14 protein-coding genes and 1 tRNA gene are annotated in these 11,234 nt (G+C 66.6%); 8 read left to right on the top strand and 7 right to left on the bottom strand.

What is annotated here, in order from left to right; translation table 11 throughout:
• The first annotated feature begins 193 nt into the window (after positions 1-193).
• Positions 194-1,093 (top strand): IS5 family transposase, encoded by a 900-nt coding sequence (locus ACIBH1_RS43880; protein ID WP_397320038.1) that lies wholly within the window; start codon positions 194-196, stop codon positions 1,091-1,093.
• Positions 1,094-1,108: 15 nt separating this feature from the next.
• On the opposite strand, the gene ACIBH1_RS43875 is transcribed toward ACIBH1_RS43880, so the two are convergent.
• From ACIBH1_RS43875 to ACIBH1_RS43865, 3 genes are all read right to left on the bottom strand, one after another.
• Entirely contained in the window at positions 1,109-1,378 is a 270-nt protein-coding gene (locus ACIBH1_RS43875; protein WP_397320037.1) for a hypothetical protein, read from the bottom strand.
• Positions 1,379-1,427: 49 nt separating this feature from the next.
• The gene (locus ACIBH1_RS43870; RefSeq protein WP_397320036.1) at positions 1,428-1,802 is read right to left on the bottom strand and encodes a Cpe/LpqF family protein; all 375 of its coding nucleotides are present in this window, start codon (positions 1,800-1,802) and stop codon (positions 1,428-1,430) included.
• 66 nt (positions 1,803-1,868) lie between these two features.
• Positions 1,869-2,276 (bottom strand): hypothetical protein, encoded by a 408-nt coding sequence (locus ACIBH1_RS43865; protein WP_397320035.1) that lies wholly within the window; start codon positions 2,274-2,276, stop codon positions 1,869-1,871.
• A gap of 366 nt (positions 2,277-2,642) precedes the next feature.
• Here ACIBH1_RS43865 and ACIBH1_RS43860 point away from each other — a divergent pair, with 366 nt between their 5' ends.
• Entirely contained in the window at positions 2,643-3,146 is a 504-nt protein-coding gene (locus ACIBH1_RS43860) for a DUF6232 family protein (RefSeq protein WP_397320034.1), read from the top strand.
• Complete coding sequence (locus ACIBH1_RS43855; RefSeq protein ID WP_397320033.1) at positions 3,143-3,490, top strand: hypothetical protein; 348 nt, start codon at positions 3,143-3,145, stop codon at positions 3,488-3,490. Before ACIBH1_RS43860 ends, ACIBH1_RS43855 begins: the two co-directional genes overlap by 4 nt.
• A 982-nt stretch (positions 3,491-4,472) precedes the next feature.
• Here ACIBH1_RS43855 and ACIBH1_RS43850 read toward each other — a convergent pair.
• A tRNA-Ser gene (locus ACIBH1_RS43850) sits at positions 4,473-4,562 on the bottom strand.
• 162 nt (positions 4,563-4,724) lie between these two features.
• Entirely contained in the window at positions 4,725-5,285 is a 561-nt protein-coding gene (locus tag ACIBH1_RS43845; protein WP_397320032.1) for a YceI family protein, read from the bottom strand.
• A 107-nt stretch (positions 5,286-5,392) separates the two neighbouring features.
• Between ACIBH1_RS43845 and ACIBH1_RS43840 the strand changes: the two genes are divergently transcribed.
• The gene (locus ACIBH1_RS43840) at positions 5,393-5,899 is read left to right on the top strand and encodes a MarR family winged helix-turn-helix transcriptional regulator (protein ID WP_397320031.1); all 507 of its coding nucleotides are present in this window, start codon (positions 5,393-5,395) and stop codon (positions 5,897-5,899) included.
• Here the strand turns inward: ACIBH1_RS43840 and ACIBH1_RS43835 are convergent.
• Positions 5,838-6,308 (bottom strand): SigE family RNA polymerase sigma factor, encoded by a 471-nt coding sequence (locus ACIBH1_RS43835; protein ID WP_397320030.1) that lies wholly within the window; start codon positions 6,306-6,308, stop codon positions 5,838-5,840. The two genes, ACIBH1_RS43840 and ACIBH1_RS43835, sit on opposite strands and share 62 nt — an antisense overlap.
• A 178-nt stretch (positions 6,309-6,486) precedes the next feature.
• Between ACIBH1_RS43835 and ACIBH1_RS43830 the strand changes: the two genes are divergently transcribed.
• Positions 6,487-7,413, top strand: a complete 927-nt coding sequence (locus ACIBH1_RS43830; RefSeq protein ID WP_397320029.1) for a hypothetical protein — start codon at positions 6,487-6,489, stop codon at positions 7,411-7,413.
• 4 nt (positions 7,414-7,417) lie between these two features.
• Complete coding sequence (locus tag ACIBH1_RS43825) at positions 7,418-8,191, top strand: MauE/DoxX family redox-associated membrane protein (protein ID WP_397320028.1); 774 nt, start codon at positions 7,418-7,420, stop codon at positions 8,189-8,191.
• Between the two features lie 111 nt (positions 8,192-8,302).
• Here the strand turns inward: ACIBH1_RS43825 and ACIBH1_RS43820 are convergent, their stop codons facing one another.
• A complete protein-coding gene (locus ACIBH1_RS43820; RefSeq protein WP_181610410.1) occupies positions 8,303-9,484 on the bottom strand; it encodes an ATP-binding protein in 1,182 nt (393 codons plus the stop codon).
• A 218-nt stretch (positions 9,485-9,702) separates the two neighbouring features.
• Here ACIBH1_RS43820 and ACIBH1_RS43815 point away from each other — a divergent pair, with 218 nt between their 5' ends.
• Together ACIBH1_RS43815 and ACIBH1_RS43810 are read left to right on the top strand one after the other, a co-directional pair.
• Entirely contained in the window at positions 9,703-10,179 is a 477-nt protein-coding gene (locus ACIBH1_RS43815; RefSeq protein ID WP_397320027.1) for a SigE family RNA polymerase sigma factor, read from the top strand.
• Positions 10,176-11,225 (top strand): hypothetical protein, encoded by a 1,050-nt coding sequence (locus tag ACIBH1_RS43810; protein ID WP_397320026.1) that lies wholly within the window; start codon positions 10,176-10,178, stop codon positions 11,223-11,225. Before ACIBH1_RS43815 ends, ACIBH1_RS43810 begins: the two co-directional genes overlap by 4 nt.
• Positions 11,226-11,234 lie beyond the last annotated feature (9 nt).

The raw sequence follows: 11,234 nt of genomic DNA, 5'->3' as shown, positions 1-11,234 counted from the left end.
GAAAGCTACGTGGCCGGGCTCCACCTCCGAGGCTCAATCATGTGGTTGAAACTCCTCGCCTCAACCACATGATCCGAACCTCAAACAGCTCCTAGGACGCGTTTCGAAGTCCGGTGTGTCGCGTTCGCTAAGTAAGTGAGGTCTCCGGTAGATCGGTTCATCGACCAAGAAGAACCAGTTTCCCGGAGACCTCGTGGCCACCCTAGCGGTGACGCGGCGGTTCGATCTGACCGATGAGCAGTGGGCGCTGCTGGAACCGCTGCTGCCCGTGCCGGTCCGGTCGGGACGGCCCTCGTTGTGGACGAAACGGCAGCTCATCGACGGGATCAGATGGAGGGTCCGGGTCGGGTCACCCTGGCGGGACGTTCCGGACTGCTACGGATCCTGGCGGGCGGTGTATTCACTGTTCCGCAGGTGGCAGCGGGCCGGGGTATGGGCGGCGATCATCACGAAGCTGCAGGCCCGGGCGGACGCGGCCGGCCGGATCACCTGGGAGATCAGCGTGGACTCCACGACAGCTCGGGCGCACCAGCACGCCGCCGGTGCGCGCTCGGCCCCGCAGAAGGAGTCGGCGGGCGGTCTGGTAGCCGAGCCGGCCGACCACGCGCTGGGGCGTTCCCGAGGCGGGTTCACCACCAAGATCCACCTGGCCTGCGAACAGGGCCAGAACGTCATGGCACTCCTGCTGACAGCCGGCCAGCATGGCGACTCACCGCAGTTGCGCAACGTCCTGGAGAAGGTCAACGTCCCGCGGATCGGGGCAGGCCGGCCTCGCAAACGCCCCACCAGGGTCCGGGCCGACAAGGCCTACAGCTCGCGCGCCAACCGCGCCTACCTGCGCCGACGCGGCATCACCGCGACGATCCCCGAACCCGCCGATCAGATCCGCAACCGCAAAAGGCGCGGCTCTGCCGGTGGACGTCCACCGTACTTCAGTCCCGAGGACTACCGCGCCCGTCACGCTGTCGAATGCGGCATCAACCGGCTCAAACGCCACCGCTCCGCAGCCACCCGCTTCGACAAACTCGCCGTCCGCTACGAGGCCAGCCTCCACATCGCCATCATCAACGACTGGCTGCTGACCTCACTTTGAGACAGGTCCTAGGGCTCAGCCGGGGTTGTGCCACGTCTCGAACCGGATCTCCCTGGCCTGCGCGAACTGCTTGGCCCTGTCGACACACTCCGGGCACACCGGCTGCTCCACCACCCTGGCCAGCACTTCCGGACTCGGATCACGGAACCTGCCCGTCACGGACATGCCAGGAAGCAACCCGGTCTCGGGATCCACCTCGATCATCATGACCGTCGAAGGCTGGTATCCGAAGGTGCGCTTGCAGCTGTAGCACCGGCCGATCGCCGGCATGCGGTCATCCACCATGGGGCGCCCTCCTCCGCCCATCATGCCCCATTCGACCCGTCACCCGGGGTCATTGCGGAGTGATCAGCAGAAACCCGATCTTCCCCTGGCCATCGACCGAGATCTCCGCCTTGTACGCCTGCTCGGGGACCGACACCCGCGCCACCAGGGCGTCCGGCTTGACGTCGGTCAACTCGTCCACCTTGAGCCCGGCCAGCGTCCCGGCGATCTCGTTGAACTCCGCAGGGGGCACATCCTGGATGAAGTCCTTGCCGAGATGCTCGGCAAGCTCGCTCTCCGGCAACGGCGTCCGGTTCACCGCATCGAGGTACCACTGGAGCTGCTTACCGACCGCGCTGTCAGGAATCACGACGCCGCCGGCCTTCGACTCCGCACACCCCGCCAGGGCGAGCAGCAGTGCCACCAGCATGGAACCAACGCGCACAGCCACTCCTTGATCGGGGGGAATCGGCACGCAACCTACCAGACCCCCACTCCCGGCGCTTTCGCGTCAGCAGGCCCCCGCATCGGCCCTCACGGAAGCGGGCTCGTACGTGAAGTTCCTGAAGGTGGTCTCCACCGTCAGGCAGGCGTGGTGGACGCCGTCGGCGTCGGTGATCTCGACGGTGTCAGTGGAGGACATGCTGCCGTCCCTTTCGATGCCGCCCGATCTCGACCTGCCACCCCCGGTCACCTGGAAGCCGCTCGGCAGCACCGCCTCGACGTCTTGGATCGACGGGTTGCCCTCGACCCCGTCGAGCTTGGCGGCGGCCTCGCGAGCCGCGGCCAGGACGGCGGCCTCGTTCGCGTTGTCGTCGGCGATCCTCTGGCTCGGGGACCTGTGGTTCGGGGCCATGAGGATCATGAACACGATCACGACGACGCCGATGACGGTAGTGATCACCCTTGAGGTGGACATGTCAGGAGAGGCTACGCGCGGGCGGTTTTGATCTGTTATCGGAGGAGGTGATGCCGTTTGTGATCTCGCGAACCTGAATCGGCCGGGGAGCGGCTGTCGTTGGCGAGGCGCTCTGCACCAGCTGAGCATGCGGTGTTCCGCGATAGCCACTCGTCCTTCTGTAGCACCGAGGACCCTCCCTGCACTCAACGGTTCCGGTGATCCTCGAACAGCCCGATAGAGGGAATTATCCCAAAGGTGAACTTTGTACCCGGAATTTCTAGGACAATGCGGACTGTTCTCCAATTTCCGTACTTGGGAGCTGAGGGAACTTTATGATTAACGAATACTCATTCTCGCAACGGAAGAGGGGGTGATCTTATGGGGGTGGGCCATTCCGTCGTCCAGGTCCGCATCGCCGACAGATCTCTGTGGATCGGCAACGACGTTTACCCGCTGGGTGCCATCGCCCACGTCGGCATGCGTACGTTGGAGATCAACAAAGGGCGCGCCTGGACGCGGTTCATCATTCGGGCCCTGGTCACCGTCGTGGTCGGCTCGATCGCCATGGCGATCTTCGACACGTTCGGCCTCATCCTCATGCTGGGTGCTCTCGGATTCTGGATTTGGAGACTTGTCGCGGCGATTTCCCTGCCGCCGGTTCACGGTCTGGTCATCCAGAACGCGGGTGCTCGAGTCGATGCCGTTTGGAGCGCCAACGAAAAAGAGATCTCCAATCTCATCTACGAGATCACCGGTGCCATCGGGACGCCCACTGCGGTCAACAAGGTGTTCAACATCAATGCGGTTCAGGGCGATCTCATCCAGACCTACGGAGGCGGAATCGGCAAGGCGCATCACTCCGGCACGGGGAACGTGATAGGCCGATGACCGCGCAGAATCCTGGCGGTCAGGGCGGTGATCACATCGTGCAATACGGGACCGGAAATATCGGCAAGGCTGAAATAAGCGGAGTCGGTGACATCATCGCGGGGGGAGGCGGCGGCTACTCATCCGGAATTCCGGCCCAGCCGCCCGCGCCTCGATCTGCCGCTCGCAAGCGCGGGAAAGCCGCGGCGTTGGCGGCGGCGGGCGCGGTGCTCTCGGCCGTGATCGGTGGCCTCGTCAATGTGCTGACCACCTCGTGGAGCTGGTGGCTTTTCGCCGCAGCCTCCGGCCTGCTGGCAGTGGGAACTGTGATCGCCTTCGCTTCGGAGTTCGCCCGGTCTGACTAGACGATTGAGAGCAGAAGCGTCGCGGGCCGTAGATCTGGACCAGATGCCGTTCACCGACACTTCGGCGGCAGGGACACTCGCTGAAGCCAGATCCTGGCCCGTCCGACGGCCTCGGGTGAGCGATCCGAACTCCTTGCTCTTCCGGGCCTCCACTACGATGCGCGATCTCGCCTAGCCTGACCACTTCTCGGTCAGAGCCCGAGCCTGATCAAGGAGGGCATCCAAACGTCGCTATGAAGGACGGCGTGGCGCATCGCCGCCTCGGGGTTTTCCGATGAGGATGCCCCCCGATCCTCGGACGACAGCACGTCCAAAGGGACAAGTTGAACCGTTCGCGGAACCCTTGGCCCTCACTACCTCTTGATCACTGTGCGTCGGGCTCGCAGATGGCGGTCCTTTAAGCCTGTTCAGTATGAGTGGGCCGTCGCCGGAGCCGCCGCAATCGTCGAAGGTACTGTCCGGCGTACGTGCGCTGAGCTTTGTCGATCAAGCGAGCCTGAGGATCTGACGCATGTTCGTAGAGCTCGACCTCGAATGGATCGGAGTCATGGGCGATCAGCTCCGCCAGAGCCTTTCGGTCACTCTCGATCGAACCCCAGCGGCGTCTCCAGTCTCGCCATGCATGGCCGCTGGCTTCGGCTTCATCCACACGTTCAAGGTAGAGGGCATTGGCCGGTCTGCGCCATCTGCGAGGGTGCTTCCTCGCACCGCTCCTCGTCGGGGCATCGCCCGCCGCTGACGGTCGGTGATCTGGCCACCGTGGTCATCTCGGAGCCGAAGGCGCGAGCAAGCTCACCCTCCAATCCCCCCGAGCTCCTCGAGCAACCGCCTGCTCATCGCCCGTTTGAGAAGGCTGAAACGGCGCGAGCGATGGGGCGGTGGCAAGGTCAGGACCTCGTCTTCGCAACTAAGCCTGCGCCTACGACAGGTTCCCAGCGCAAAAAGGCCCTCCCTCTGATTCAGAGGAAGGGCCTTCAACCGGCGGAGGCTCGGGGATTTGAACCCCGGATGGGCGGTAAACCCAAACCGCATTAGCAGTGCGGCGCCATAGACCTGACTAGGCGAAGCCTCCCGGTAGCCGTGTGGCTCAGCACAGAGTACCGGCCTTCGGGCGAGGCGGCAAAGCGGTTGTCGATCGCGTCGCCCCTCAGCTCATCCACGGCCTGTGGACAACCTCGTCCACACCTGTGGATAAGCCCGCTCCCTGTCCACAGAGAGCGGGCTAAGCTGCTGCTCAAGCGGGGTTGGCCTCGCCCTCGACCTCAATCTTGATCTTCTTGCCCACGAGCACGCCGCCGGTCTCCAGGGCGGCGTTCCAGGTGAGTCCGAACTCCTCGCGGTCGATCTCGGTGGTGATGGTGAAGCCCCACACCTCCATGCCCCACGGGTTGGTGCCGGCGCCGCCGTACTCGACGTTGAGCTCGACGGGCTTGGTGACGTCGCGGATGGTGAGGTCGCCGACGACGGTGAACTCGTCGCCGGAGTGGCTCACGACGCGGGTCGACTGGAAGGTGATGGTGGGGAACTTCTCGACGGAGAGGAAGTCGTCGCTGCGCAGGTGGCCGTCACGGTCGGCTACGCCGGTGGTGATGCTCTCGGTCTGGATGGTGAGCTGGGCGGAGGACTCGAGCGGGTTCTCGGCGATCGTCACCGACCCCTCGAACTTTTCGAACTTGCCGCGGACCTTGCTGACCATCATGTGCTTGGCGCTGAAGCCGACGTTGGTGTGGGCGGCGTCCAGGTTGTAGGTGCCGGCCGCGGGGATCTGGAGGCCTTCCCAGGTGCGAGTGCTCATGTCCATGTCTCCCTAAGAGTGATGCTTGCCGTGCGGATGTTTGCTGCAACAAAGGTCTACAGGAGGAATATTCCTCACGTCAACTATTGCTCTTGTAGACTGTGAACGTGAACCACATTGACGACCCGAGACTGACCGCGATGGGCCTGCTCTCCGAGGTCCACGCAGGCTTGATGGACAGGCTCGCCCCCGCGCTGGCCGGCAGCGGGCTGTCTGATGTGGACTTCGAGACCGTGCTCAGGCTGTCGCGCTCGCCCGGGCAGAGCCTGCGCATGAGTGACCTGGCCGGGCAGACCGGCTTGTCCACGAGCGGGGTGACCCGGGTCGTGGACCGGCTGGAGCGGGAGGGCCTGGTGCGCAGGCAGCCCTGTGCGACTGACCGGCGCGCTTCGTACGCGACGCTGACCGGCAAGGGTGTCGAGCGCCTCGAGAAGGTCATCCCGCAGCACCTCAAGGACATCGAGGAGTGCTTCACGGGGTTGCTGAGCGAGCAACAGCTGGAGACCTTCCTCGAAACCCTGCGGGTGATCCGTGATGTCGTACGGCCCTGCGCTACCGCTGGTGCTGAAGGCAGTCACGAAGCTTCGCCATCGCACGCGAGACCGTGCTCTTGACGGTACCGACGCTGATCCCGAGCCGTCTGGCGACTTCGGCTTCGGTGAGGTCCTCGTAGTAGCGCAGCTGGATGGCTGCGCGCATACGCTCGGGCAATCCCGCCAGCGCCAGCTCCAGCCGTTCATGTGACTCGCAAACCGGCTCGGCCGGAATGCAGATTTCGGGCAGCTCATCAGAGGGGTACTCCTCGAGCTTGCGCCGTCGCCACTGCGAGATGTTGATGTTGACCATCGCCCGGCGGATGTAGCCGTCGCGATCCTGGATGTCGCGCCAGGCCGGATAGGTCTTGGCCAGGGCGCTCTGCAGGAGATCCTCCGCATCCGAGGCATGGCCGGTGAGCTGGTGCGCGGTGCGCAGCAGGGCCGGTCGCCGGGTGCGGACGTAATCGTGGAAATCCTCCTCGTCCATTGAGGCCAGAATCCCAGCTCGATGGAGAGGATTGAGTCTGCCGAACCTAAAGGTCCGTCAAGTTCGGTGGCAGGAATATCTTCCGAGGTTGTCAGCGGTTACACCCTGGGATGCGTATTTTGCTCCGGTTCACCGGCTGTGGCATGAGTGGCAACGCGCGTCATGTGACCCTATAGGCATGCGAAGAGAGCTGGCAGCCGCGGTGCTGGGCCGTGAGGTGGGGACGCCCGGGCCGGATCCGGCCAACGGCGACCCCCTGATCGCGGTGTCCGGGGAGATCCGTGACGTCAGCCCGCACCTGATCCTGGTGGAGACGATCGACGGTCGCGAGGAGCGCCTCGTCATCGCGCCCTGGGCGACGGCCTGGTACGGCGTCGACCTGCCCCCGGCCGACCTCCCTGTCGGAGCCCAGGTGCTCATGAAGACCCTCCACGAGGGACGCGTGGTCGAGCGGTTATGGGCGGGGATCACCCGGGCGACCGGGACGATCCTGAGCGTGACCGGCCGCAGGGACCTCGTCGTGGAGCTCGACTGCGGCCCGCATCGGGGCCGCCGCCAGGTGACCATTCCCTATCGGGCGACCGGCAGGCTGAGGGTGCGCCACCCGCTGCTGGAACCCGGCTTCCTCTTCGACGCCATCGGCCTGCGCGAGGAGGGCGGCACGACGATCCTGCTGCCCGCCACCTCCCAGCCCGGCTACCCGGCGCGTGCCGTACCCTCGCCGCCTCCGGCCTTCGGCGGGGTGCAGTCGCGGGTGTCGGGCAGCGCGGTCTGGTCCGACGCCTTCGACGAGGAGGAGCGCGGCGCGGCCTATCCCATGGTGGAGCGTTCCGACGTGCGGTGCTCGCACTCCGAGGTGTCGTGCGTCGGCCTGCCGTACCTGGCCATGGGTTCCCTGCTCTCCGTCCACAACGTGTGCACCGATCGCATGACGAACGTGCCGATCACCGCCTGCGGATGTGTAGCGGGACGCTTCTGTGACCGATGTGTGGAGTGTGACACCGGCTCGCGCGGCCGGATCGTCGAACTGTCGCCCGCGGCCTTCGTGGAACTGGGCGGCGAGCTGATCAATGGATGTTTCAACGCCCGAGTGGGATTGGGGTGAACCGGTGCTCGCCTCGCAGATGCCGATCCTGATCATGCTGCTGGTCCTGGGGGCCGTGGCCAAGCTGGCCACGGTGCGCTCGGACGCCGAGCCCGGCGCGCTGGCGCGGCTGGGTCCGGCCGTGCTCATGCCAGGGCGGCTGCGCGTGCCCGCCTTGGTCTGCTGCGCGGTGGTGGAAGTAGTCCTGGCGGGGGGACTGCTTCTGACCACCGCGCAGCCGTTTCGCTGGATGACCGTGATCTTCTTCGCGCTCTCCACCTACGTGCTGGTGGAGCTGCGCAGGAGGCGGCCGGACGCCGGCTGCGGCTGCTTCGGCGAGGTGAGCTCGGCGCCGGTGGGCCTGCGCTCGATCGGCCGCACGGTCGTGCTCACGGGCATGGCGCTCATGTCGGTCTGGGCGCCGGCGCCCGGGTGGACGGTGTTCGCGGAGCCCACCTGGCTGGTGGCCGCCGGCATCGTCGTGCTGGCCGTACTCTCGCCGGAGCTCGAGGAGGCGATCAACCGCGTGCGGTATCGCGCGCCGTGCGAGCAGCGGCCGTCGTCGGAGAGCGCGTCGCTGGCGAAGCTGAAGGCGAGCGGCCTGTGGCGCGAGCACGCCGGTCAGCTGCTCTCGGCGGAGCCGGCGGACAGCTGGCGCGAGTTGTGCTGGCGGTTCTTCACGTTCGAGAACCACGACAAGGACCATGTCGTCTTCGCGGTCTACCTCAGCGGCATGCGGCCGGCCGTCAGGGTGGCGGTCGTCAGCAGGGAGTCCATGCCGGAATATACGACTGTCTAGTGCTGAGGCTAGACAGGCGTATACGCGAAAATATAGCGCTGACGCTAGAAAGTCTTAGACTCCCCGATGGGGACCTGGCTTCCCCTCCAGATCCCCATCGGGGAGGGCTCTCTAGATGGGTTGCGCACGCAGGAACCTCCCGAAGTGCGGGACGGTGAACGCGATCAGGCCGCGTTCGGCGCTGTAGATGAGGCCCTTCTTGATGAGGCTGTCGCGTGCGGGCGACAGGCTGGACGGCTTGCGCCCGAGAGCGTCGGCCACGTCTGCGGTGGCCACGGGCTCGTCGCCCAGAGTCGCCATGGCGTGCATGTAGTCGCGTTCGGCAGGAGTGGCCCGCTCGTAGCGGCTGCCGAAGAAGCCGACGGCGAGTTCCTCCTCCGCCTCGGGGGCGGAGACCTTGACGTCGTCGACGGTGATCGGGCTGCGCGGAGCCAGATCCCAGGCCACCTTGCCGTAGGCCTGGACGAAGTAGGGGTAGCCGTCGGCCGCGTCGTAGAGCGCGTCGAGGGCCTCCTGCGTGAACTCCACACCCTCCTCGCGAGCGGGGATGATCAGCGCCAGGTCGGCCGCCTGCCGGTCGAGCTTGTCGATGCGGGCATAGCGGAACAGGCGCTCGGAGTAGCTCTTGCTGGCCGACAACACGCTCGGGAGGTGCGGCAGGCCCGCGCCCACGACGATCAGCGGGCCGCCGGTCTGCGACAGCTCGTGGCAGGCCGCGCAGAGCGCCGAGATGTCGGCGGCCTGCACATCCTGCATCTCGTCGATGAACAGGGCGATGCCCACGCCCAGGTCGGTGGCGACCGCGGCGGCGTCGACGAACAGCTCGGTCAGGTCGATCTCGAGGTCGCCGGAGTCGGCGCGGCCACGGCTGGCCGGCACGTCGATGCCGGGCGACCAGTGGGAGGTGCCCTTGGCGGCGGAAGGGTCGCGCATCGCGAACGCCTTGAGCACGCCGAGGAACTCCTCGATGCGGTCGGGCGCGCGGTGGCGCGGGGCCAGCTCGCGGATGGCCATGTGGAGCGCGGCCGCGACCGGGCGCCGGATCGACTGCTCGGGCCGGGCCTCGATCTTGCCGGTGCCCCACAGCCTCTGCATGGCCATGGACTTGAAGGTGTTGAGGAGAACGGTCTTGCCGACGCCGCGCAGGCCGGTGACGACCATGCTCCGCTCGGGGCGGCCCCTGGCCACCCGCTCCAGCACGACCTCGAACTGCTGCAGCTCACGATCGCGCCCGGCCAGCTCCGGCGGGCGCTGGCCGGCACCGGGGGCGTAGGGATTGCGCACAGGGTCCACGCTCTCGGACTTTATTGCGGGATATAGCGGCCGTCTTAGATTTGGGAAGAAAGCGCTACGGCGTGTCCGCGGACGAGGTGGTGCCAGCAGTGCCATCGCACCCACCCCCTCCTACCTGGCCGAACCTCTGTTCGATTCACTACCCAGAACTGTAGCGCGGTATCGAACGCGTGCGCGATAGATTCGAGTAAAGATCTTTGCAACAGAACCCCGGCCTCGTGCGTCCACAGAGTGTGGAGTTCGAAGACTTCGTCCACGCGCGAGGTCAGGCCCTGCTGCGCTTCGGCTACGTGCTTACCGGCAACGCCGACGACGCCGCCGACCTCGTGCAAGAAGTGCTGCTCAAGCTCGGCGACCGGTGGAGCCGGATCGACAACCCCGAGGCCTATGTTCGAACGGCCATGGCCAGGCAGCACATCAGCTGGTGGCGCAAACGGCGCCGCGAGCAGCTGACCGACCTGGTGCCAGAGAGCTCCTACTCCCATGATCACGAGCCCGACGACCTGTGGGCCGAGGTGCGCGGGCTGCCGCCCAAACAGCGGGCCGTCCTGGTGCTGCGCTACTACGAGGACCTGTCCGACCAGGAGATCGCCGACCTCCTGGGCATCTCCCGCGGCACCGTGCGCAGCCAGGCGTCCCGCGCCCTGGCGACCCTCCGGGTCACGCCGAGCGTTCTCGAACGGGGGCAGGTATGAAAACAGAAGACGACGTGCGCCAGGCCCTGCGCGGGGCCGCCGAGTCGATCTCCCACCACGACCTGCTGGCCGCGCTGCCCGCGCGGCGGCGCCGCCGTACCGTGCGAAGGCTCGCCGCCGTCGTGGTGGCGGTCGCGGTGGCCAGTACGGCAGGCGCCGTGGCCTTCGGGGGCGGCGCCAGGGCTCCCCAGGTCGTGACGCCGCAGCCCACTCCGGAAGGGCGGCTGCTGCGGGCGGTCCATCCGAAGGCGTTCGGCGACATGCCCGCCAAGGACCCGTCCGGCCTGCCGTACCAGCCGGTTCTGGCGATCGACGCCCGCCGCGTCCTGGTCCGGGTGGCCGATCGGCTGGAGGTGTACGAATCCGGGCGCTTCGAGAAGGTCGCCGAGGTCAAGGGCGAGATCAAGGCCCTGGCCGCCGACGGGGGCAGCCTGGCCTGGCTGTCCGAGAAGGAGATCCGCGTCGTGCCGCTGGGCGGCGGGAAGTCGCGGCGGATCGCCGAGGTGGACGAACTCGTGAACCGCATCGCGATCAACGGTGAACGGGTGGTCTGGTCGGCACCGGTCGGCGGGATCTGGCAGTCCGAGGCGGGGGGCAGGCCCGAGTTGCTGGAGCGCAGGCTGCAACTGCTGCGCTGGCCGTGGGCGAGTGACGAGCCGCTCGACATGCACAGCAACGTCACCAGGGTCGTCGACCTCGTGATCGGGTCGGAGGTCCGACCGAACCCCGCACCCGGCGTCACCGGGCTGCGATGCGGGCCCTTCTGGTGTGCCGGCACCCGCGGCGGTCTGACAGTGGTGCAGCGCATCGACGGCTCCCAGCTGCGGGAGGCACCGATGGTGCGGCCTGAGTATCCGGTGTTCAACCGGTTCCTCAACAGCGGATTCAGGGTCTACGACATCGAGGTCGGAGAGACGTTCCACGTCGACCCGCCCGGCAACACGCTGAAGGGCACCTCGCTCGATGGCGGCGAGACGCTGATCTACTGGGAGGAAGGGGACCGGCTGGTCGTCGTCAACTTGGCGGCCATTCCCGAGCTCGAATAGCGTCATCCC

This window comes from Nonomuraea sp. NPDC050663, from assembly GCF_044456985.1.
GTDB lineage: Bacteria > Actinomycetota > Actinomycetes > Streptosporangiales > Streptosporangiaceae > Nonomuraea.
This window is presented reverse-complemented; position numbering and strand designations above follow the sequence as displayed.

Bases quoted from the DNA above. Each gene is read 5' to 3' on its own strand.
- ACIBH1_RS43875 (WP_397320037.1), bottom strand. From the start codon at position 1,378: ATGGTGGATGACCGCATGCCGGCGATCGGCCGGTGCTACAGCTGCAAG.
- ACIBH1_RS43855 (WP_397320033.1), top strand. From the start codon at position 3,143: ATGACCGCGCAGAATCCTGGCGGTCAGGGCGGTGATCACATCGTGCAA.
- ACIBH1_RS43845 (WP_397320032.1), bottom strand. From the start codon at position 5,285: ATGAGCACTCGCACCTGGGAAGGCCTCCAGATCCCCGCGGCCGGCACC.
- ACIBH1_RS43830 (WP_397320029.1), top strand. From the start codon at position 6,487: ATGCGAAGAGAGCTGGCAGCCGCGGTGCTGGGCCGTGAGGTGGGGACG.
- ACIBH1_RS43865 (WP_397320035.1), bottom strand. From the start codon at position 2,276: ATGTCCACCTCAAGGGTGATCACTACCGTCATCGGCGTCGTCGTGATC.
- ACIBH1_RS43810 (WP_397320026.1), top strand. From the start codon at position 10,176: ATGAAAACAGAAGACGACGTGCGCCAGGCCCTGCGCGGGGCCGCCGAG.
- ACIBH1_RS43835 (WP_397320030.1), bottom strand. From the start codon at position 6,308: ATGGACGAGGAGGATTTCCACGATTACGTCCGCACCCGGCGACCGGCC.